Source organism: Ewingella sp. CoE-038-23, from assembly GCF_040419245.1.
Classification (GTDB): Bacteria; Pseudomonadota; Gammaproteobacteria; order Enterobacterales; family Enterobacteriaceae; genus Ewingella; species Ewingella allii.
Genome location: NZ_JAZHOH010000001.1, coordinates 2,044,210 through 2,065,938, shown reverse-complemented (window position 1 = coordinate 2,065,938; position 21,729 = coordinate 2,044,210). Strand labels below are relative to the sequence as shown.

22 protein-coding genes and 1 pseudogene are annotated in these 21,729 nt (G+C 55.7%); 13 read left to right on the top strand and 10 right to left on the bottom strand.

From position 1 onward, the window contains the following. Nucleotides 1–156 (top strand): annotated as a pseudogene (locus V2154_RS09655) (type II toxin-antitoxin system RelE/ParE family toxin); the annotation flags it as partial. Nucleotide 157: 1 nt separating this feature from the next. After that, nucleotides 158–463: a helix-turn-helix domain-containing protein gene (locus tag V2154_RS09650; protein ID WP_353502042.1), complete on the top strand. Its 306-nt coding sequence runs from the start codon at nt 158–160 to the stop codon at nt 461–463. 426 nt (nt 464–889) lie between these two features. Here V2154_RS09650 and V2154_RS09645 read toward each other — a convergent pair whose 3' ends face one another. Further along, on the bottom strand, nt 890–2,062 hold the full coding sequence (locus V2154_RS09645; RefSeq protein ID WP_353502041.1) for an ROK family transcriptional regulator: 1,173 nt from the start codon (nt 2,060–2,062) through the stop codon (nt 890–892). Nucleotides 2,063–2,414: 352 nt separating this feature from the next. Between V2154_RS09645 and V2154_RS09640 the strand changes: the two genes are divergently transcribed. The 5 genes from V2154_RS09640 to V2154_RS09620 all read left to right on the top strand — a co-directional run bounded on the left by V2154_RS09640 (nt 2,415) and on the right by V2154_RS09620 (nt 7,559). Beyond that, entirely contained in the window at nt 2,415–3,659 is a 1,245-nt protein-coding gene (locus V2154_RS09640; RefSeq protein WP_353502040.1) for an extracellular solute-binding protein, read from the top strand. Nucleotides 3,660–3,733: 74 nt separating this feature from the next. After that, nucleotides 3,734–4,636 carry a carbohydrate ABC transporter permease gene (locus tag V2154_RS09635; protein ID WP_353502039.1) on the top strand — a complete coding sequence of 301 codons (903 nt, stop codon included), beginning with the start codon at nt 3,734–3,736 and terminating at the stop codon, nt 4,634–4,636. Continuing rightward, a complete protein-coding gene (locus tag V2154_RS09630; protein ID WP_353502038.1) occupies nt 4,633–5,472 on the top strand; it encodes a carbohydrate ABC transporter permease in 840 nt (279 codons plus the stop codon). Before V2154_RS09635 ends, V2154_RS09630 begins: the two co-directional genes overlap by 4 nt. Before the next feature lie 29 nt (nt 5,473–5,501). Then, nucleotides 5,502–6,467, top strand: a complete 966-nt coding sequence (locus tag V2154_RS09625; RefSeq protein WP_437342029.1) for a carbohydrate kinase family protein — start codon at nt 5,502–5,504, stop codon at nt 6,465–6,467. A gap of 3 nt (nt 6,468–6,470) precedes the next feature. After that, nucleotides 6,471–7,559, top strand: a complete 1,089-nt coding sequence (locus V2154_RS09620; RefSeq protein WP_353502036.1) for an ABC transporter ATP-binding protein — start codon at nt 6,471–6,473, stop codon at nt 7,557–7,559. Nucleotides 7,560–7,615: 56 nt separating this feature from the next. Here the strand turns inward: V2154_RS09620 and V2154_RS09615 are convergent, their stop codons facing one another. Both V2154_RS09615 and V2154_RS09610 read right to left on the bottom strand, forming a co-directional pair. Next, complete coding sequence (locus V2154_RS09615) at nt 7,616–8,521, bottom strand: SMP-30/gluconolactonase/LRE family protein (protein WP_353502035.1); 906 nt, start codon at nt 8,519–8,521, stop codon at nt 7,616–7,618. Between the two features lies 1 nt (nt 8,522). Beyond that, nucleotides 8,523–9,368, bottom strand: a complete 846-nt coding sequence (locus tag V2154_RS09610; protein WP_353502034.1) for an SDR family NAD(P)-dependent oxidoreductase — start codon at nt 9,366–9,368, stop codon at nt 8,523–8,525. 159 nt (nt 9,369–9,527) lie between these two features. Between V2154_RS09610 and V2154_RS09605 the strand changes: the two genes are divergently transcribed. Then, the gene (locus V2154_RS09605; protein ID WP_353502033.1) at nt 9,528–10,421 is read left to right on the top strand and encodes a LysR substrate-binding domain-containing protein; all 894 of its coding nucleotides are present in this window, start codon (nt 9,528–9,530) and stop codon (nt 10,419–10,421) included. Nucleotides 10,422–10,514: 93 nt separating this feature from the next. Here V2154_RS09605 and V2154_RS09600 read toward each other — a convergent pair whose 3' ends face one another. After that, on the bottom strand, nt 10,515–11,210 hold the full coding sequence (locus V2154_RS09600) for a GntR family transcriptional regulator (protein WP_353502032.1): 696 nt from the start codon (nt 11,208–11,210) through the stop codon (nt 10,515–10,517). A gap of 216 nt (nt 11,211–11,426) precedes the next feature. Between V2154_RS09600 and V2154_RS09595 the strand changes: the two genes are divergently transcribed. Next, on the top strand, nt 11,427–12,047 hold the full coding sequence (locus tag V2154_RS09595) for a hypothetical protein (protein WP_353502031.1): 621 nt from the start codon (nt 11,427–11,429) through the stop codon (nt 12,045–12,047). A gap of 239 nt (nt 12,048–12,286) precedes the next feature. After that, nucleotides 12,287–12,475: a hypothetical protein gene (locus V2154_RS09590; protein ID WP_353502030.1), complete on the top strand. Its 189-nt coding sequence runs from the start codon at nt 12,287–12,289 to the stop codon at nt 12,473–12,475. Between the two features lie 152 nt (nt 12,476–12,627). Here the strand turns inward: V2154_RS09590 and V2154_RS09585 are convergent, their stop codons facing one another. Continuing rightward, nucleotides 12,628–13,284, bottom strand: a complete 657-nt coding sequence (locus tag V2154_RS09585) for an SDR family oxidoreductase (protein ID WP_353502029.1) — start codon at nt 13,282–13,284, stop codon at nt 12,628–12,630. Nucleotides 13,285–13,435: 151 nt separating this feature from the next. Here V2154_RS09585 and V2154_RS09580 point away from each other — a divergent pair, with 151 nt between their 5' ends. The 3 genes from V2154_RS09580 to V2154_RS09570 all read left to right on the top strand — a co-directional run bounded on the left by V2154_RS09580 (nt 13,436) and on the right by V2154_RS09570 (nt 16,776). Next, on the top strand, nt 13,436–13,891 hold the full coding sequence (locus tag V2154_RS09580) for a MarR family winged helix-turn-helix transcriptional regulator (protein ID WP_353502028.1): 456 nt from the start codon (nt 13,436–13,438) through the stop codon (nt 13,889–13,891). Nucleotides 13,892–14,093: 202 nt separating this feature from the next. Beyond that, nucleotides 14,094–15,848: an MFS transporter gene (locus V2154_RS09575; RefSeq protein WP_353502027.1), complete on the top strand. Its 1,755-nt coding sequence runs from the start codon at nt 14,094–14,096 to the stop codon at nt 15,846–15,848. Next, nucleotides 15,736–16,776 carry an HlyD family secretion protein gene (locus tag V2154_RS09570; protein ID WP_353503969.1) on the top strand — a complete coding sequence of 347 codons (1,041 nt, stop codon included), beginning with the start codon at nt 15,736–15,738 and terminating at the stop codon, nt 16,774–16,776. The genes V2154_RS09575 and V2154_RS09570 overlap by 113 nt, the downstream gene beginning before the upstream one ends. On the opposite strand, the gene V2154_RS09565 is transcribed toward V2154_RS09570, so the two are convergent. The 5 genes from V2154_RS09565 to V2154_RS09545 form a co-directional block, all read right to left on the bottom strand. Continuing rightward, on the bottom strand, nt 16,773–17,450 hold the full coding sequence (locus tag V2154_RS09565; protein WP_236942770.1) for a methionine ABC transporter permease: 678 nt from the start codon (nt 17,448–17,450) through the stop codon (nt 16,773–16,775). The two genes, V2154_RS09570 and V2154_RS09565, sit on opposite strands and share 4 nt — an antisense overlap. Next, nucleotides 17,441–18,430, bottom strand: a complete 990-nt coding sequence (locus tag V2154_RS09560; protein WP_353502026.1) for a methionine ABC transporter ATP-binding protein — start codon at nt 18,428–18,430, stop codon at nt 17,441–17,443. The genes V2154_RS09565 and V2154_RS09560 overlap by 10 nt, the downstream gene beginning before the upstream one ends. Continuing rightward, complete coding sequence (locus V2154_RS09555) at nt 18,427–19,257, bottom strand: MetQ/NlpA family ABC transporter substrate-binding protein (protein ID WP_353502025.1); 831 nt, start codon at nt 19,255–19,257, stop codon at nt 18,427–18,429. The genes V2154_RS09560 and V2154_RS09555 overlap by 4 nt, the downstream gene beginning before the upstream one ends. Before the next feature lie 61 nt (nt 19,258–19,318). Next, nucleotides 19,319–20,332 (bottom strand): isopenicillin N synthase family dioxygenase, encoded by a 1,014-nt coding sequence (locus V2154_RS09550; protein ID WP_353502024.1) that lies wholly within the window; start codon nt 20,330–20,332, stop codon nt 19,319–19,321. Between the two features lie 294 nt (nt 20,333–20,626). Beyond that, nucleotides 20,627–21,505: an NAD(P)-dependent oxidoreductase gene (locus V2154_RS09545; RefSeq protein ID WP_353503968.1), complete on the bottom strand. Its 879-nt coding sequence runs from the start codon at nt 21,503–21,505 to the stop codon at nt 20,627–20,629. Between the last annotated feature and the right edge of the window lie 224 nt (nt 21,506–21,729).

The window sequence follows — 21,729 nt, the reverse complement described above, 5'->3', positions numbered from 1 at the left end:
ACCAGCCTTGATGGGCAAGGTCGCGCTTTCTATTTTTTCATGGAAAGACGTCAGATTAACGTGGTGCATGTGCTGCACAAGAAAACACAAAAGACACCACGGCAATCATTGAAATTAGCCGTTCAGCGAATGAAGGCGATAAAACGGAGGTCATAGCATGGCGATTAAAAACGAGAACGATCTGTTGCCACTTCAGCAGGTCATGGATGAAGCACTAAAAAATCCGCAGGTTCGCGCGGCCTTCGACGCCATTGAAATTCGCCAAGCGATGCTGGCACAGCTCAAACAGGCCCGGCAGGCGCTCAACCTCACCCAAGAAGACATTGCGGAAAAAACCGGGATGAAAAAGCAAAACATCAGCCGCATGGAAAACGGCGTGGTCTCCCCCAACTTAGAAACCGTGGCCCGCTACGCCCAAGCCGTCGGCGGCATGTTTGTCTTTCAGCCTTTCAGTGAAAAGTGAGTTTTTGTCATTAACCCACTGATGCAGAACAGCACTCCCCTGAAAAGGCACGGTTGAAATGCCAGTAGGCCGCATTCAGAAGTGACGCCGAGCAAGAGGTGGAAAACCGCGAGTCTTTTTTCGCGGGTTGGAATCCCGCCGCGAGGGAACCGCCTAAGCGGCGGCACTTCGCGGCGATCATTTTTGGCCGCTGGAACACGTCCATTCCGACCCTGCGAAGCCTCGATCTTTCAGCAGCAAAAAAACGCAGGATTCCAAAGGGTTTCGTTTAAAACCCTTTGGGCCAGTTTGCGTGGCAGCGCAAGGTTTTGACCTTAAGGCCGGTGTGGCGTCAGCGCACGACCTTGACCTTAAAGGCCAGTTTGCGTGGCAACGCAAGGTTTTGACCTTAAGATGAAATTGAAAAGAAAGCGCCCAGAAGTCGCTCTACTTCAACAACACCTCATATTGCGGATTAAACTCATCAAATATCGGTAAAGCCGCAGCACCCAGCGCGGCGGTGTCGGTGCCGGACATCCCCATTCTTAGCCGCATGCCGCGCGGATAGCGGCTTCTTACTGAGCTATAGAGCGGCGTCAGGCGTTTCATCAGCTTTTCGAGCAAGGGCTGTGGCACCATGCCGCCGATGATCACGCATTCGGCGTCGAACACGCACTCCATAATATTGATAGCCTGGCAGGCGGGTTCGACGGTGGTATCTAGCCAACGCTCGAAGGCGTCGTCACCCACTTCTAACAGATCTTCCGGCTTAGCGGACATCGGATCCAACCCGCAGGCTTCATAGGCGGCCTGCAGTGACAGATAGCGCTCGAGGCAACCCTTGTTGCCGCAATAGCATTCTCGCCCGCCGGGTTGCACCACTATGTGACCGACCTCGCCCGCATTGTGTGCATGGCCAGTGTAAATCCGCCCGTCCATAAAGATCCCAGCCCCCAGTCCAGTGCCGATATAGAGGTAAATAAAGGAGGTGAGTTGCTTAGCGACGCCGTGAAAACGCTCGCCGATTGCCGCAACGGTGGCATCGTTTTCCAGCGTGACTGGCCAGCCGGTACTGCTGCGCAGTCGCTCTTCGACATCGACGTTATCCCAGCCGTGCAAGGTGGTTGGGCCTTCGGAAGAGATACCTTCGACGCCAAAAGGCCCCGGCATCACGATGCCAATCCCCAGCATTTTTCTCCAGTCGATTTTCACCTGTTGGCGCATTTCTTGCAGTATCTGCTCTATCAGGGCCAGCGTCGGTTCCGGCTGTGGTTTTTGCACCGCCAGCCAGTGGCGAAAACGCACGCTGCCGGTGAGATCTACCAGCACAATCAACAATGACTGATGGTCAAGATGAATGCCGATGGAGTAAGCGCTGTCAGGATTGAGGGTCAGAGGCGTGGCCGGTTGCCCTCTTCCTCCCGCTTTACGCGGCAGATGGGAAGAAAGCACGCCCGCTTGTTCAAGCTCGGTGGCAATATTGGAAACGGTTTGCGGCGTTAAGGCCGTCATACGGGCAATTTCAGCGCGGGTGAGTTCACCATTCAGGCGAATCGCCTCGATAACTACCCGACGATTGTGAGCACGAGCATGCTCTAGGTTAGTACCAGAAGTTGTCATAACTGCCTATGCACGAAGGGAAAGCCTGAAACCAGTATGCTGATAGATAATTGAGCAATCAAATTGATTTTATTAATCACCCTGCGCCGATCTAAGTGTTGAGAATGACGCCGCTATCACAGCTTTCGGTGTTATGAGCATGTTAAGTTTTTATTATAATTTTGCGTGATGATAATTCAAATACGGCATTATCTTCACGGTCATCTTTAAAACCACGTGTAGCAGCGATGGAAATTCGGCATGGATGCTGCCCCAAAAGGGGCAAGGGGCGGAACTTTTTTTTCGCCCATTAAAGCAATCAAATTGATTTAATTATCCACCCACCCATTACCGAGTTATTGGAGATGAAGATATGCGATTAACCCCTGCCGCCACCCTTTGCGCCCTATCCGCTTTAGCGTTCAGTTATTCCGCAAATGCGCTGGCTGAAACCCAGCTCAGCGCCCTGTTTATGACTCAGGCGGCCTATAGCGAAGCTGACATTCGCGCCATGACCGCCGACTTCACCAAGCAGCATCCTGATATCAAGGTCAATCTCGAATTCGTTCCTTATGAAGCCCTGCATGACAAAATCGTCGCCGCGCGCGGTGCCGGGGCCAATGGCTATGACGTGGTGCTGTTCGACGCCATCTGGCCTGCCGAATTCAACAAATACGGCCTGCTGCAAGATGTGACCTCACGCATCAGCGCTGACGAAAGCAGCAAAATCTTCGACGGCGCTATCTCCACCGTGACCTACAAAGAAAAACGCTGGGGCATGCCGTGGATCCTCGACACTAAATATCTCTATTACAACAAAGCCATGCTGGCGAAGGCCGGGATCACTACCCCGCCAACCACCTGGGCCGAAGTGGAGAAGCAGTCTGAAATTCTGAAAGAGAAAGGCATCGTCAAGTTCCCACTGGTGTGGAGCTGGTCGCAGTCAGAAGCCTTGCTGTGTGACTACACCACGCTGGTCTCGGCGTTTAAAGGTGACTTCTATAAAGACGGCAAGCTGAATTTCAACAATTCGGGCGCGCTGAAAGCCGTCGACTTCATGAAAGAGACGCTGGATAAAGGTCTGACAAACCCGAACTCCCGCGAGTATCTGGAAGAAGACGTGCGTAAGTCCTTCTCCAACGGTGACGCGGCCTTCGCGCTGAACTGGACCTATATGTACAACATGGCGAATGACCCGAAACAGAGCAAAGTGGCGGGCCAGGTTGGGGTTATTCCGGCGCCGGGTACGGTGGCGGGTCAGGCGTCTGGCGTCAACGGATCCATGGGTTTAGGCATCGCCAAGGCCAGTACGCATCCGGATCAGGCATGGCAGTACATCACCTATATGACCTCCCAGCCGGTACAGGACAAATACGCCAAGCTGAGCCTGCCAATCTGGAAATCGTCTTATGATGACCCGGCCGTGCAGAAAGATCAGGAAGCGCTGATCGCCGCCGCGAAGACCTCACTCAACGTGATGCTTTCTCGCCCGGTCACCCCTGATTACTCTCGCCTGTCCAACATCTTGCAGCAGAACCTGCAAGGCGTGCTGCAAGGCAAAGTGAGCGCCAAAGATGGCATGACCACGGCGACCGAAGCCGCAGACCGTCTGCGTTAAGTTCCACTTTATTAGCGAAACCAATGCCCCACATAGCGATATGCGGGGCAAATCAACACCACGGAACTTAGAACATGCTTACTTTACCGCAACGAGAGCGACGTCAGGCTTGGCTGCTGCTGGCGCCGATGCTGCTGATGATGTTTCTGCTCACCGCATGGCCGCTGGCCCGCACGCTTTGGCTGAGTTTTACCGATGCCGGGCTGATTGGCGACGGCACCGCGCCTAACTGGGTGGGCAGCGACAACTTTATTTATGCCCTGACCGACCCGGATTTCCGCGCCGCGCTGTGGCGCACCCTCTATTTCACGCTGGTGTCGGTGCTGTTCGAAGGCATTATTGGCGTGCTGGTTGCCCTGCTGCTCAATCAACAGTTCTGGGGGCGCAGCGCCCTGCGGGTGCTGGTTATCCTGCCTTGGGCGCTGCCGACCATCGTTAACGCCACCATGTGGCGACTCAACTTCAACCCGGATTACGGCAGCATCAACGCCCTGCTGACCCAACTCGGCGTGCTGGATAGCTACCGTAGCTGGCTGGGCGATACCAGTTCAGCCCTGAACGCGGTGATGTTCGCCGATATTTGGAAGAACTACCCGCTGATCACCTTGCTGACGCTGGCGGCGCTGCAAACCATTCCCGAAGACCTGTTCGAAGCGGCGCGGTTGGACGGTGCTTCGCCATGGCGACGCTTTTGCAAAATCACCTTCCCGGCGATTGCGGCTCCGCTGGCGGTGGCGCTGGTTCTGCGCACCATCGACGCCTTTAAAGTGTTCGATATCATCTACGTGATGACCCGTGGCGGCCCGCTCGATAGCACCAAAACGGTGAGTTTCTTCGTCTATCAAGAGTCGTTTAGCTACCTGAGAGCCGGCAGCGGCGCGGCTTACGCCATTCTGATGACCCTGATTTGCGGGATTTTAATCTTGATTTACATGCTGATGTTATTGCGCCAGCGCCGTTCAGGGAGCGTGGAATGAAATCGAAAATTCGTCTGGTTCTGCGTTACACCTTCGCCCTGCTGCTGGCCGTGTCGATTCTGGCTCCGCTGCTGTGGATGTTCTTGATGAGCGTCAGTTCGGCGGAAGATCTCACCCGCATTCCGCTGGAATGGCTGCCGCGCCACTGGGATTTTAGCCGCTACGTCAGCCTGCTGACCCTGCAAGCCGGGCAGCCGGGGGCGCTGTTCCTGCACGCGCTCGGCAACAGCCTGCTGGTTGCCTGCGGCGCGACCATTATTTCGCTGCTGCTGGCGATCCCGGCGGCGTACAGCTTCTCGCGCTATCCGGGGCGCAACGGCTGGCTGTTCGGCAGTCTGGCGATTTACATGGTGCCGCCGGTGGCCTTCGTGCTGCCGCTGTACTTCATTTTGCAAAAGCTCACCCTGCTCAACACCCATTTGGGGCTGGTGCTGGTTTATTGCTCGATGATTTTGCCTTTCCTGACTTGGATGCTGAAAAACCAGTTTGACGCCCTGCCGGTGGATATCGAACAGGCCTCGCGCCTCGACGGTTTGCGCTATTGGCAGGTGCTGCTGCGTATCACGTTGCCTCTGGCCAAGCCCGCGCTGGGCGCGTCGGCGATGTTTGGCTGGCTGCTGGCGTGGGATGAGTTCTTCTACGCGCTGCTGTTTACTAACAACATTGATGCCCAAACGCTCCCCGTGACTATTGCCGGTTTCACCGCCGGGCGCGCTACCGACGATGGCCTGATCGCCGCCGTCGGTATTCTGGCGGCTATTCCGCCTCTGTTTATTGCTCTGTGGCTGCAAAAAACGCTGGTTAGCGGCTTAACCAGCGGCGGCAGCAAGGGATGAATGTCAGCATGATGGGAAACTTCGACAACATGAATAAGCCAGAAACCCAGTCCACCCTGTACGTGGTGGGCAATCTGAACGTTGATTTGATCATGAGCACCCTGCACCAGTGGCCGCAAAAAGGCACTGAAACCATGCTGGAAACCAGCTCGATTCGCCCCGGCGGCTCGGCGGGAAACTGTGCATTAGCGCTGGCGGCGCTGGGGACCCCGCACCGTCTGGTGGCTAATCAGGGCAATGACCAGTTCACCGACTGGCTGGCGAGCTTGTTCCCGCAAAGCGCGCCGCACTGGCCGACCGTGGACTGTGAAACTTCGCTGACTTTTGGTGTAACCCACCCCGACCACGAACGCACCTTCTTTAGCAATCAGGGGCACATCGTCCGGCTGAATCTCGACGACGTGCTGCTGCAACTGCCTTCTCAGGCCCAACCCGGCGACTGGGTGTTGCTGTGCGGCACCTTCCTCTGCACCCGGCTGTTCGAGCAGTATCCGCAACTGCTGTCGGCCCTCAAGCAGCGCGGTTATCAGGTGGTAGTGGATAGCGGCTGGCCGCCGCAGGACTGGAGCGACGCCCTGCGCCAGCAAATCACCCCGTGGCTGGGCTATTGCGACGCGCTGCTGCTCAATGAGGTAGAAACGCTGGGCATGTCTGCCCGCAATACCTTGGATGACGCCGCAGCCTACCTGCTGTCGCAGATGGCGGAAAACGCCTTTGTGGTCGCCAAGTGTGGCCCTGACGGCGCGCGGCTATGGTCGGCCCATGGGCAGCTGCATCAGGCAGCGGATCCGGTGCAGGTGGTTGACACCATCGGCGCGGGCGACAGCTTTAACGCCGGATTCTTGTCGGCGCTGATTTATGGCCAAGAGCCGCAGCAGGCGCTGCAATGGGGCGTGCGCGTGGCGGGAAGCGCCATCAGCAGTAACCCGCGTCAGTATCCAGATTGGCAGGTTTTGCTTTCACTTTCGGCAGAAAAAAATTCGGTGGAGAAATAATCGATGGCATTGGTTGAATTAGTAAAAGTTGCTAAAAACTATGGCAAACAGCAGGTGTTAAAGCCGCTGGACCTGACCATCAAAGATGGCAGTTTCACTGTACTGGTCGGGCCGTCCGGCTGTGGTAAATCCACCCTTTTGCGCCTGTTGGCAGGACTTGAGTCGCTGTCCGACGGCGATATTTTGCTGGATAAGGTGAAGATCAACAATTTCGATCCCGCCGACCGCGATATCGCCATGGTGTTTCAGTCTTACGCGCTCTATCCGCATTTAACCGTCGCGGAGAATATGGCGTTTCACATGCAGGTGAAAAAGGTGCCGAAGGCAGAGCAGCAGGCCAAAGTGGCGCAGGCTGCTAAGGTGCTGGGGATTGATCATCTGTTGCAGCGTCTGCCGAAAGATCTCTCCGGCGGCCAGCGCCAGCGCGTCGCCATGGGCCGCGCGCTGGTGCGCAATCCGAAGGTATTTCTGTTCGACGAGCCGTTATCCAACCTCGACGCCCAGCTGCGAATGGAGCTGCGCGCCGAAATCAAATCCGTGCATCAGCAATTCCGCACCACCACAGTGTATGTGACTCACGATCAGGTGGAAGCCATGACGCTGGCTGACAATATCGTGGTGATGAAAGATGGCTATATCGTGCAGCAAGGCTCGCCGCTGTCGATTTACGATCAGCCCGCCAACACCTTTGTGGCGCGGTTTATCGGTTCTCCGCCGATGAATCTTCTGGCCGGTTCTTTTATGAATATGAGTGGCACGCCGGGCGTGGCCTGCGGCCAGCTGTGGTTCCCTCTTCCCGAGAAGTGGTGGGCCCAGGCTCGTCATTCCGAAGGCCAGCCGGTGACGGTAGGTCTGCGGCCGCATGATGTGAAAATTGTCGAAAGCAGCCTGCAAACCCCGGCCGAGCTGCGCCTGTTAGAAGTCACCGGCGAAAGCAGCCTGCTGCACGTCACCTGGAGCGGCTTCCCGATGCACGTCCAGTGCGCGGGCCGCGCAACCGCCACCGCCGGTAAGCCAGTTTGGTTAGAAGCGAATAGCGGGAACATTCATCTGTTTGATGCCAAGTCCGGGATACGGCTGGAAAGTGAATGATTTAAGGTTCTAGCGGCTTCTCCTCTCAGAGGAGAAGGTTGGGATGAGGTAAGGGATTAAGGTGCGGCCTTGAGCCAAAGGCCGTCGTCGAAGCAATGTGGCGTAAGCCCGGGGCTGTCCACTTTGAGCTGAAAAATATCGCCAGCCAGCGGGTAACGCCGCAGCTCCTCTTGGCTCATGCCAAATCGGGCGCTGGTGATATACAGCGTCATTAAATCTTCGCCGCCGAAACAGCAGCTGGTCGGGCGTGGAACCGGCAGCTCGACTTTGCGCAGCAGTTGGCCGCTGGCGCTGTAATAAAGCAGGCAGCCGCCGTTGAACTGGCAAACCCACAGATTGCCGTCTACGTCGAGGGCGATACCATCGGGTCTGCCAAGTTCAGCGGGCGTGTGGGCAAATACTCGCGGTTGTAGCGGCTGGCCTTTGGATAGCGGCCACGGGGCCTGATAAATCGCCTGCGCGACGGAATCGACAAAGTAGATTGTGCCGCCATCGGCCGACCAGGCAATGCCGTTGGGAAGTCCCATTCCAGTAAGCAAATCGCACTTTTCCCCTTCAGCCCCGTAGCTGTGCAAACTGCCAGAACGGGCGGAGTGCTGTTCATCCATCAGTCCGGTAATGAATTGCCCTTCTGGGCTACAGGCCCCGTCATTATAGCGATAAGACGGGTTGACGCTGGCCTCGGCGCTGCGTACCACCACCCGTCTGGCGGGAAGTTCGAGCATGGCGACTTGGGCATCTTCGGTGAAAATCAGGTTTGCGGCCCTTGTCAGCGCCAGTGCCCCCACTCGCCGGGCTGAGCGATAAAACTCTTGCGGCGCATCGCCCGGCTGAATGGCGAAAATCGAACCGGCGGTAATGTCGATATAAAACAGCGTTTGCCGTGCGGCATCCCATACCGGGCTTTCCCCCAGAGTGGCCTGAACCCCGGCAAAATGGCGAGCTGACTGGGTAACGTCCATTTTACTGCTCCCTTATCTGCGGCCAACGTTCGGCAAAGTCTTCGGCGTTATCCACGGCGATGCGTGCCAAATCCCGCGGGTAATCCACCCCTTTATTCTCGAGAAAACGCGTGGCGGTGAACTGGCCGTTGCTGGCGCGCAGGATATATCCGCTGTCGCGACACTCAGCCGACGCCAGATAGAGCACGCCCGGCACCACGGACTCGGGGGTGAGATCTGTCGGCGCGCCCTGCACGCCCCACATGCGCGTTTTTGCTACCGGAGACACCGCGTTGATGAGAATGCCCTGCGGTTTGCCCTCCAACGCCAGCGCGTTCATGATGCCAATCTGTGCCATTTTGCCTGCCGCGTAGCCCGCCAGCCCGACCTGCGCATAGCCGGCGAACATCGCCCGGTCCGAGGTGGTGAGCACCACGCGAGGACAGGCGGATTTTTTCAGGTGTGGCCAGCCGTATTTGCACAACCACAGCGGCGCATAAACATTGATGCCCAGTGCGCGCTGTAGGAATGCGCCGTCCGTCTGCTCAATGGGCTGATAGTCCACCCATCCGGCGTTATGGATAAGGATATCGATGCCGCCAAACTCACTGACTGCCCTCTCAATCAGCGATTTACAAGCCGCCTCCTGCGCATAGTCCCCCTGATGCGCCCGCGCCTGATAGCCCCGCCGCTGAAGAGCCTGCGCCGCCTGTTGCACCACGCTTTCGTCGCTGCCCTGGCCCGAATTGTCGGCCCCCGCGTCCCCTAACACCACCCGCGCCCCGCGTTCTGCCAGTGCCGTGGCGTAAGCCAGCCCTAATCCGCGCGCCCCGCCGGTGATCACGGCCACTCTGTTGGTGAAATCCATCCTGATACTCCCTGAGTTAAGTGTTGAAACCCAAGCCTAGCGAGTTGGTGAACAAAAGTTGAATACCGATGGCCCGCGACATTGATACAAAATTAATATCAAGTGATGGGTTACACTTACTCATCATGTATCTGCGCAATGTGCTGTCCGAGAGTAAAAATGATTGAAACCCGAGTGTTGAAGCAGTTCGTCACGGTGGCGGAAACTCTTAACTTCCACCGCGCCGCTGAGTTGCTGCATATGTCGCAGCCGCCGTTGAGCGTGGCCGTGCGGCAGTTGGAGGAGAAGCTGGGCGTCAGGCTGTTGATTCGCGATCGCGGCGGTGTGGCGCTGACCCCGGCGGGAACGGCCTTTTTGCACAGCGCGCGCGGCCTGCTGCAATCCCTCGACGCGCAGGTGAACCACGTGCGCAATGTGGCTCAGGGGCTGGCGGGAAAGCTGACCATTAGCTCGGTGTCTCTCGCGGCCTACCCCCAGTTGCTCAACGCCCTGCGGCAGTTCAGGCAAGACTATCCGCAGGTTGAGCTGGTGATTAAAGAGATGCCGTCGGCGATGCAAATTCAGGCAGTGCAACAGGGCGAGAGTGACTTAGCCTTTATCCGCCAGCCCGCCGTGCAGTTGCGCCACGGCCTGCTGACGCCCTTTCTGAGCGAAAAGATTGTCGTCGCCCTGCCTGCCGAGCATCCATTGGCGACGCAGCGGGAGATTGATCTCGCCGCGCTGGCCGAGGAAGCCTTTGTCTTCACCCCGCCGCAGCTCGGCGAAGGCTACTACCAGCAGCTGATTCAGTTGTGTCAAAGCGCCGGTTTTTACCCGCGCATTGTGCAGCATGCCGCACAAATCAGCACCCTGATTGCGCTGGTTTCCTGCGGATTTGGGTTGGCGCTGGTACCTGAATCGGTAAGGGGGATTACCTTGAATGATAAAGTGCGGTTCTTGCCACTCAGTGAACCTACGCCGCAGGCCGAAGTCCCGCTGTTTATGCTACAGGCCGACACTCTGCCGGTTGCTGCGACGCTAGCGAATTTTCTGGCTTTGCTCGATACGCCTTAACTCATTCGGAATTTATTATATTTCTTTTTTATTTTATCAACTTAGCTATCCATGATAAGGATAGCTAAAGTTAATTCTGGCTTTATCCTTAGTTCAAAGATCGGCCAGAGCCTGGCGCAAATTCACCTCACTCGACGAACTCTCTTCCAGCGCCAGCTGCTGCTCCAGCTCATCCAGATGCTCAATCATCACGGCGGCGGCCTGTTCATTATCCCCCGCTTCCAGCGCGGTGATAATCGCCTGATGCTCGTCTGACTGGCAGGAAGGCACGTCGTTACGCTGGTAGAGCGCGACAATCAGCGAGCTGCGCACCATCAGATTATTGAGGATTTCGCTCAGCACTTCATTGCCACAAATCTCGCCCAGCATCAGGTGGAATTCGCTGAGTTCGCGCACGATGGCGCGGCGATCGCTAGAGTTAGTCGCTTCGCGCTCGCCCTTTAAGTGGCTGGCGATGCGGTGGCGATGGCGGCGCATCAAGTCAGGGGTAATGGTTTCGACAATGGCGCGTTCAATGGCGCGGCGGGCGGTGAACACTTCTCGCGCCTCTTTGGCGGTCGGTTGGGCCACCATGGCGCCACGATTGGGTTCAATCGTGACTATACGCTGCATCGCCAGACGCTGTAGCGCCACCTGGACGTGGTTACGGTTGGCATTCAGTGCCTCGACGATCTGGGCTTCTATCAGGCGAGCGCCGGGGCGCAATCGGTGTTGAGCAATGGCTTTGGAAAGGACGTCGACAATACGCTGGACTTCCAGCTGTTTTGCGGTAGTAGGTTGATTGCTCATTAAAACCGGATGCCTCGTGTTCTATGACTGACTGTGATCGCATGGTGCGGGTGAAAACCCAATACTCGCCGTAAAAAGGCACATATTGTCACCTCAGTTTATCATTGCAGCACGGTTTGCCCAGCAGATAATAGTTCTCATCCGTATCCTTTTCAGACTTTTCGTCGCGCCCGTAGCGAGGAGAAGATTCATTGAACAGAAACGGGAAAACTATAAATGAACCAAGTCATTTTGCGGCATGTCGTCAACTTTTTACTGCTCAGTGCAGGGGCTTTTCTGGTGGTCGGGGTGATCTATCTCGACGTGGCAATTTTCAAGAATCAACTGGGCGAAATTTCCGCCACGGAAATCTTGCAGGAAGCGGCGCTGCTGAGTACTTCCGCCCTGTTCTTCTTACAGGCTAAACGCCACCCCGCGCTGCGCGGCGGAATGGTGCTTATTGGCGGATTCTTCGGCTGTATGTTTATTCGCGAACTGGACGCGCTGTTTGACCTGATCCACTTAGGGGCCTGGGTCTATTTCGCCAGTCTGCTCGCCGTGTACTGTGTGATTTGGGCGGCCATTACGCCAAAGACCAGCGTCCGCGGGCTGTCGGCGTTTCTCGCTCATCCGGCCTGTCACTATATTGTCTGCGGTCTGGTGCTGATTCTGGTGTTCTCACGGCTGTTCGGCATGAATGAAGTGTGGCGAGCCGTGATGCAGGATGAGTATATCCGCACGGTGAAGAATATTGTCGAGGAAGGAACAGAGTTTATGGGTTACGTGCTGTGTCTCGGCGCGGCCATCGCCTTCTTCCGCCGTCAGGAACCGTTGAAAACCTTAAGCGCCAACGCCTAGAACAGTGGGCTATTTCTTACATAAGCCACTGAGTTTGCTGCAATACCCCCTCCCAGCCTCCCCCTTACCAGGGGGAGGAGCGAAAAACCGTTTACTCGCCAATTCCCTTCAAACGCTTTGTTAATCATTAAGCATCACTGAATAACAAATGATAATGGTTATCATTTTAGCATGAGCTAGGTGCTGCTAATTTATTGGCAAGGGGTTAATACGGTTGAATTAATGAGGGGGTTCTTGATATGGCTAATAACCGTTTCGGCAAAGATTTTTTTAAAAAAGCATTCGGTGATGCCTTTTATATTTTTTCAATCCCTTGCGTTGTTAACTATTTAACTACCAGCATTGACAATAACAATTATTACTTTTTATGGCTTATTTCTCTTTCTTTAGTTGTGGGCTTTGTCATCTCTTATTTTAAAATAACATAGGGAATGATAAAAATTAGACCTTAAGCCAATGAAGTCTGCTCCCTCTCCTTTTTAAGGAGAGGGCTGGGGTGAGGTTTGTTCCATAATACAAAGAGTTAAACCACTCCTCATTCCAACCTTCTCCTCAGAGAGGAGAAGGCGTTAACCAAAAATTACTGACTCACCGCATCCCTAATTGGCGTTTCACCGCCGCGTAACTCCCACTGTTTGCCGATTGAACTTGGTGCCTGTAAGACGGCGGCGACCACCAATGCCACGTCTTCGCGGGTCACTTCACCGCGCCCGGCGTCTGGGGAGAGTGTGACCAGCCCAGTGGCCGGATCGTCAGTCAGCGGGCCAGGACGAATAATAGTCCAGTCGAGGCCGGTTTTTTTCAGCTCGATATCCGCGTCGCGTTTGGCTTCTATATAAGCTTTCCAAACCGGATCGGTGTCTGGCTTGATTGGGTTATCGACGCCAATCGCTGAGATTTGCACATAGCGGCGAACGCCTGCCAGATTGGCCGCCTCGGCCAGCAGTACCGACCCGGCGAAATCTACGGTGCGCTTACGCTCGGCGGAAGAGCCCCCGCCTGCGCCTGCCGCGAAGACCACCGCGTCAACATCTGCGCCCTGTAGGCAAGTTGCCAGCTGATCGGCGGTGGCGTTTTCAATATCTAACAGCACGGCTTCGGCACCCAGCTTCTTCATGGTGGGAACCTGCTCTTCTTTGCGAACGATACCTATAGCGCCCAGCCCTTGTGCGACCAGATGTTTGATAAGTAGCTGGCCAATTTGACCGTGTGCTCCGACTATTGCGACCTTGGTCATAAATACTCCCTTGGTGGTTTGCGTCATGTTTCACATGGAACATTAACTGTAGCACATAGACTTTTCACTGCGGGCTGGCTCCACGCCGAGGGGCCTTTCGTGCTATTCTCATGCACATTGTTATCCCATGACCTTTTGCCGAGAAGCTCCCGTGACCCGCTCAAACAGCCCTGAATCTCGCTCCCCAGCACTGCGTTTTTTACCTGAAACCATGCACGTCGGCCGCCAATTGCGCACTTACTGTGACGCGCGGTTTAAGACGATTGGGCTGACGCTGGCGCGTGGTCAGGTGTTGCTGCATCTCGAGGCCGCACAGGGGCGACTGCCGCAATCTGAGTTAACCACCCTGCTGGACGTCGAGCATCCCACGGCCATTCGCCTGATCGACAGCCTGCAGGCCCTGGGCTATCTACAGCGCAGTCCGGGCGAGCTGGATCGCCGCTCAAAAGACGTGGTGCTGACCGAAGCGGGCACCGCCCTCGCCAATGAAGTCCGCGTTATGACTGATGAAATCATCATGAACGTGATGCAGGAGATCCCCGAGGAAGAGGTGTCCGTGGCGCGCAAAGTGATGGCCAGCATTAGCGCCAAGCTGGCGGCTATGTAGTCAGCTTTGACAGCTTGCGGTTATCTGACAGTTTGAACCATTCATATTTCAGCTATTCACGCTTGTAAATATCCACAAATTGAATAATTCAGCTAGACACATCTGTGACTTCTGTTTACATTATTTTAAACATGTAGCTTGATACATATTAGCCGGGTAATCACTCGACTGAGGCAGAAGTTAAGAGGTTTAGCCCAGCATCATGACAGCCGTTTCTTCCCCAACCCCGCAAAATGCCCCAGCCTCGCCCCACCATCCTTTCGCTGAACAGGTGAGCCAATGGCTTAGCCAATACCCGCGCTGGCGCATCATGGTGTATGCCATGGCCTCTTTTATTATCGGCATGACGCAGGGGCTGGGCATTAATCTGGTCGCCTCCAATCTGCCGGGCATTCAAGGCTCGTTGGGAATTACCGCCACGGAAAGTTACTGGCTGGTTGCCGCCTATACCGCGACCAGCATTAGCGGGACGCTGCTGCTGTACAAGGTTCGCACCCAGTTTGGTATTCGCCGCTTCGGGGAATATGGCCTGCTGTTTTTCGCCGCCGTCTCTCTGGCGCAGGTTTTCACCCATGATTTTCAAACTGCCGTGGCGGTTCGCGCCGTGATGGGCTTTGCCATGGCTTCTCTCGGCCCGCTGGCGATTTTCTATATGTTTGAAATCTTTCCACCGGCCAAAAAACTGACTGCCGGTTTGTGCCTGGGGCTGGCGGGGAGCCAAATCGCCTTGCCGATTTCGCGCATTATCTCCCCCTATTTACTGGACCTCGGGCACTGGCATCAACTGGCATTTTTGGAGTCAGGGCTGGCGCTGATCTGTCTGGCCATCATCTGGGTTTTGCCGTTGACCCACCCGCCGCGAGTCAAGGTTTTCGAGCGTATCGACTGGCTGAGTTACCCGCTGATTGGTATCGCCATTGCCTGTATTTCAGTGGTGCTGACCATGGGGCGTTACTACTGGTGGTTTGAAAAACCCTGGCTGGGCGAAGTGCTCGTGGTCGGCATCGTGACCTTAACGCTGGCCTTTATGGTGGAGTTAAAACGTAAAAATCCCATTATCGATTTACGCTGGCTGATGACCCCGGAAATGCTGATGTTTACCGGCTCAATGCTGTTTGTCCGTATGCTACTGAGTGAACAAACCACCGGCATGGTGGGCTTTCTGACGCTGGTTGGCCTGCAAAATGACCAGCTGATCACTCTATTTTGGGTGGTGCTGGTGATGACTTTTGCCGGACTGGTGTTTATCAGCATCATTCATAAGTCCGAGCGCATTGTTTACATCCACCTGTTTGCCATGTTGCTGATCGCCGGCGGTGCATGGATGGACGCCCACTCGACCATTGATACCCATCCCGAACAGTTCTATCTCAGTCAGGGCATGATTGCCTTCGCGGGAGCGATTTTCCTGCCGACCGCCCTGTGGCTGGGATTTGTTCGCGCCTTACAATTCGGCCAGAGCCAGATCATCAGCTTTATTCTGGTGTTCCTCAGCACGCAGAACATTGGTGCTCAACTAGGCAGCGCCTTTCTCGGCACTATCCAGATCCTACGCGAGAAATTCCATTCCAGCGTGATGACCGACAGCATCCAGCTGCAAAATCCGCTGATTGCCGAACGCGTGGCGCACTACCGCCAGGCGCTGAAAGCCGCCCTTGGCGATGATGTCCAGTTACAGGCCCAGAGCCTTGCGCGCCTTATACCCAGCAGGCCGGGATTTTGGCCTACAACGATGTGTTTATGGTGGTGTTTTATATGGCGCTGGGCTGCTTCGCCGTGCTGTTGCTGCATCGCTGGGTGGCCAGTTTTTACTCTAAAGAGAACTCGTAGAATCCATGAAGAATATTTTTCGCTATCCGTCGATTTTGGTTGTGCTGTGTCTGGGCATCGTTGGCGTTTTTGTTGTGCTCTACAGCTGGCAGCTTTTCCCCTTCACCTCAAAGGTGGAAACCACTGATAACGCCTATGTGCGCGGCAACGTGACCCTTATCAGCCCGCAGGTTTCAGGCTATATCACGGCGGCAAAGGTGCAGGATTTTATGGCGGTGAAACAGGGGCAAGTGCTGTTCAGCATTGACGACAGCACCTATCGGCAGGAGCTGTTACAGGCCGAAGCTGCCGAGGCCCAGCAGCAGGTGGCGCTGGATAACTTTGGGCAAAATCGCGGCTCGGCGGAGGCCAGCCTGCAACTGGCGCAGGCTGAGTTACAAAGTGCGCAGGCCGCCGCCAACAAAGCGGCGCAAGATTCTCGGCGCAATGCCCCGCTGCTCACCAGCGGCGTGGTGTCTAAAACCACCGGGGACGAAGTGCAGGCCGCGCTGCTCAAGGCGCAGGCCGACGTGGCGAAGGCCAAGGCCTCGGTGAACATTGCTCGCCAGGAGCTGGGATTGATTGATGCCGGTAAAGCCTCGTTGCAGGCCGCATTAAAGTCGGCTCAGGCTAAAGTGGCGGTGGCGCGTATCAACTTACAACACACGCAGATTGTGGCCCCCACTGACGGCCAACTGGGTGAAGTCAGCGCGCGGGTCGGCCAGTATGTCTCGGCAGGCAGCCTGTTGACCTCCGTCACCCCGGAGCATGTGTGGGTCAATGCTAATTTCAAGGAGCGCCAACTGGCGGAGATGCGGGTCGGCATGCCGGTGAGTTTTACCGTCGATGCCTTAAAGGATCGGCAATTCAAAGGCCATATTGCCTATATTGCTCCGGCGACAGGTTCTGAATTCAGCGTATTGAAGGCCGATAACGCCACCGGTAATTTCACCAAAATCTCCCAGCGAATTACCGTCAGAGTGGCGATTGATGACAACCAGCCCGGCGGCAATCAGCTGCGGCCGGGCATGTCGACGGTGGTGAATATTGATACTGCGGTGCAGGCGCGCGATTAGCGGCGGTGAGCCAGCGAGCGCACGATCCGGTCGCCGAGCATTTGGATGATTTGTACCATCAGCACCAATATGACGATGGTGGCGACCATCACCTGATTGTTAAAACGCTGGTAGCCGTAGCGAATGGCTAAGTCCCCTAGCCCGCCGCCGCCGATCACTCCGGCCATAGATGAGAAACCAATCAGCATCACGATAGTCAGCGTCACCCCCGCCAGCAGCGCGGGGAGCGCCTCGGGCAATAGCACGGTGAAAATCACATAACGCAGCCCGCCGCCCATCGCCTGAATAGCTTCAATCCGGCCTTTATCCACTTCATCCAAGGCATTTTCGACAATGCGCGCAAAGAACGGAATAGCGCCAAGAGTAATAGGCACTACCGCCGCCGTACTGCCCAGCGTCGTGCCCACGACCCAGCGCGTTAGCGGGATAAGGGCAATCAGCAGAACCACAAACGGCAGCGAACGGCCAATATTGACGATGGTGCCCAGCACCGCGCTGAGTTTTGGCGACGGCGTTAACCCCTGGCGGCGGGTAATAAACAGCAGCACGCCTAGCGGCAGGCCAACCAGCAGGGTAAAAAGTGTCGCTAATGCCACCATGTACAGAGTTTCTCCGGTGGCGTTGAGCACTAAATCATAGAGGTCATCCCACGCCATGCTGTTTCTTACACCCATTCGGCTTTTACTCCACGTTGGTTGAGGAACAGCATCACTTCACTCAAATCCACCCCGCCACTGGGTGGCTGGAAGCCGACGCGCAAACGCCCGACCCTCTGCCCAGCGATCGACTCCACGCCGCCGCCAAACAGGGTCACACCAACGCCGTGCTGCTGGGCCAGCGAGCTGAGCACCGGCGACGCCAGCAGGGTGTCATAGAAAGTGAGTTCGGCGACCGGCAACAGCGGATTTGGCGCGGCTTCGGGCAGCCCGCAGTCCGGCATCAGCGCCTTGCCGAGTAGCGATTGCGGGTCAGCCAGCAGTTGAGAAATGGCACCCGACTCCAGCACTTTTCCTCCTGAAAGCAGCGCGGCGTGGTCGCAGATGGATTTCACCACATTCAGCTCGTGGGTGATCATCACAATGGTCAGCCCGAGCTGCTTATTGATGCTGCGCAGCAGCGCGAGGATGGAGTCCGTGGTTTCCGGGTCCAATGCACTGGTGGCTTCATCGGACAACAAATAGTTTGGCCGTGCCGCCAAGGCGCGGGCGATGCCCACGCGCTGCTTCTGACCGCCGGAGAGCTGTGACGGGAAAGCCTGCGCTTTGTCGCTAAGTCCGACTAAATCGAGCAATTCCGCCACGCGCTTTTTGCGTTCAGCGCGACCCACGCCGGCGATTTGCAGCGGCACCGCCACGTTGTCGCTGACGTTACGGGCGTGCAGCAGATTGAAGTTCTGGAAAATCATGCCAATACGCTGGCGCTGGCGGCGCAGATCGGCGTCATTCAGGGTAGTCAGGTCATGGCCATCCACAAGAATACGGCCCGAATCGGGCCGCTCAAGTAAATTCAGGCAACGGATCAGGGTGCTTTTCCCCGCGCCGCTGCGGCCAATAATGCCGAACACTGCCCCGCCGTTGATGGTCAGGGAGACGTCCTGTAGCGCGGCGACGCCCTGTCCGGGGTACTGTTTGGTCAGATGTTCGGCGACTATCATGATTTATCGCCTGCCGCCGCCACTGGGATCACTGAACCGTTGTACTTATCAGCGATAAACTTCGCCACCTCTGGCGATTCGAGATCTTTCGCCAACTGCTTAATACGCGGGTCAGAAGCCAGTTTCTCGGTGGTCACCAGAATGTTGGCGTAAGGGTTGCCTTGGGCTTTCTCCAGCCCCAGCGCATCTTTCGCCGGGCTGAGGCCCGCTTCAAGGGCGTAGTTACCGTTAATCACCGCCAGATCGACATCATCCAGCGAGCGCGGGATTTGCGGTGACTCGATTTCGAGGATTTTTAGGTGCTTCGGGTTATCGGCGATGTCTTTTGGCGTGGCCTGATCTTTCGCCGGATCGTTAAAGCCCGGTTTCAGAGTGATCAGACCCTGATCGCGCAGTAAATAGAGCGCGCGGCTGAGGTTAGTCACGTTATTCGGCACGGCGACCTTAGCGTTGTCCGGCACATCCTTGAAGCTCTTGTATTTGCTGGAATAAATCCCCAACGGCTCAATGTGCACGGTGGCGGCCACGGCAAACTTCACTCCCAGCGCCTGCTCTTGCGAATGCAAATAAGGCACGTGCTGGAAATAGTTGGCATCGACATCGCCGTGGGCCAGCAGCTCGTTGGAGTTCACCCCGTTGGTGATTTCGATGATTTTCAGATCCAGACTCGGATCGATTTTTTTCACATACGCCAGGATTTCAGCGTGCGGAATCGGGTCCGCCGCCACGCGCAGTGGCTCAGCGGCAAAGGCAGAAACTGACGCGACCAATAATGCTGCCGCAGAAATACGTGTGACCAATGTTTTAATAACCAGAGTTTTGAGCATGTTGTGACCCTTATTGTTATTGATGGTGTGTAGAAAATTTCGATCCGTTTGAAAGCAAAAATCAGGCAGTGGCCGCCAAAATGTCAGCATAAAAACGCTTCGCCACGTCAGGATGCGAACGCAGACGCCCCTTGAGATAGTTGAAACCGACGTCACGAAACAGCGGATTTAGCGGATCGCTGGCCGGGCCGCGCGCATCCTTGGCTAAGTCAGCCGGTAATGGGAACAGCGGCACCACGGCGTCGAGCTGCGCGCCAAGGAAGAAGGCTAATGACAGGCGATCTTGCCCAGACGGCGGAGAAACTACGCGGTGCACCGTTGCGCGCAGGTAGCCGTTGGTGGCCAGCTCCAGCAGTTCGCCAATATTTACAACCAGCGTATCTTCAATCGGCAAGGCATCTACCCACTGGCCCTCTTCCACTTCCACCTGAAGTCCGCGCTGGTGGTCTTGCAGCAGAAAGCTGAGGAAGCCGGAGTCTTTGTGCGCGCCGACGCCCTGTCCGCTTTGGCCTGCGCTGTGGCCCGGATAGCGAATCAGTTTGATATGTTCGTTAGGCTTCTCGCCGTACAGCGGATCGAAGGTTTTCTCCGGCAGGTGCAGCGCTAGCGCGAAGGCGCGCAGCAGACGCAGCGACATCTGGGTCATCTCTTTTTGCCAGCGCAGCAGCAGCGGACGCAGCTCCGGCAAGGATGCCGGCCACTGATTCGGCCCCTGCAATCTGGCCCAACCCGGCGTCTTGGCATCTATGCTCAGCGCGGGGCGTTCGGCCCCCAAGTCAAACTGTTCACGCCAGTCAGGCTGGCCGCGAGTGATCTCCGACGCCGCACGGTTATAGCCGCGAAAATGCGGGGAGTTGATCATGCCGACGGCCAGTTTTTGCTCTTCCGGCAGGGCAAAGAAGTCGCGCGCAGCTTGCTGGACGTCGCTTAATAACTGTTTATCGATGCCGTGGCCTTTTAAATAAAAGAAGCCAATATCGCGCGCGGCGTGGCGCAACTGAGCGAGGAATTTTTCGCGAGATCCCCCAGATTCGTCGAATTGGGAAAAATCAATTAATGGAATAGTGCTCATCATTTTCTCCGATATAGCGGGTTGTAATAACGCTAACACCGGCGATGTTGCTGGCTCTAATATTTAAAAAGTCTAAGTTATGACCTGAATTTATTGCATGATAAATCACCACCTAACCGAAAGTGAATGGTGGTTATCTCTATGAATCTACGTAGTATTTTATTTTCAGTGATATGAAAAATTTAACTTAAGCCGGGCGGCGGGAGAGGTTTTGCATTTAATTGCTAAAGGGGAATGCCCCCTCTTCTATTTAAGTCGAGGGGGCGGCGAGTTTTATAACTCAATAATTAATCAATATTATTTCTTATCGCCTAAATAACGGTAAACCACGCTGAGGTCTTGCTCGCCATATCCGGCATCCACCGCGTTTTGCCATGTTTGACTAATGCTTTTCATCAGCGGCAATTGCAATTTTTCACCGGCTTTCAGCGCCAGATTAATATCTTTTAATGCCCAAGTGAGATGCATCTGCGGGGTGTAATCGCCGCTTTTGAACATGTCCATTTTCATTTTAATATAAGGTGCCGCCAGCGGGCCGCCTTCCAGCACGTTCCACAGGTCATCGGTGGTGAAACCAAACTCGTCGGCCAGCTGGGCGCTCTCGGCGATGCCTTCCATCATGGAGATAAGCCAGGCGTTAATCACCAGTTTCATTTTGGAGGCGCGCCCGGCTTCGCCCAGCCATTTCACCCCTTTGGAAATGGCAGCAAATACCGGTTCAACTGCCGGACCGGCTTCACGGTCGCCACTGGCAAGCACCACGATTTGCGCGTTTTCCGCCGGGGTTTTGGTGCCAGATACCGGCGCATCGAAGAACACCGCGTCAGGGCGCTGCTGTTTAACCAGCGCCATCAGAGCTTCATTCGCCTCCACGCCAATGGTACCCATTTGGGCAATAATGCCACCCTGCTTCAAGCCTGCCAGCAGGCCGTCATCACCAGAAAACACTGACTGGGTGGTTGGGCCATCGGCCAGCATGGCGATAACTACATCCACACCCTCGACGGTTTCGCGCACGGTTTTGCCCTGCTTGGCGCCGGCCTTCACCAGCGCTTCGCCGCGCGAGGCGGTACGGTTCCAAACGTGAGTTTCAAAGCCATTTTTCAGCAGGTTAGCCGCAAACGCGTGGCCCATCGCGCCCAGACCCAGTACGGCTACAGAGGGTTTCTGACTCATCATTCTTTCTCCTGATAATGTGAAACAAGATCACGCTTGTGGTGATCGCAATGAAAAAAATGCTAGCACTGACCCGTAGCCCAAAGCTCACAGGTTCTGTAACGGAATGCGTCAAATAACGTCTTGGGTGAGGTTATTCCCTGCCCGGCGAGACAATCTTGGCAACAAAAAAGGGTCCCAGCACTGGGCTTTCTATCGTAACATGCCCGGTTGTGGCGTTATGA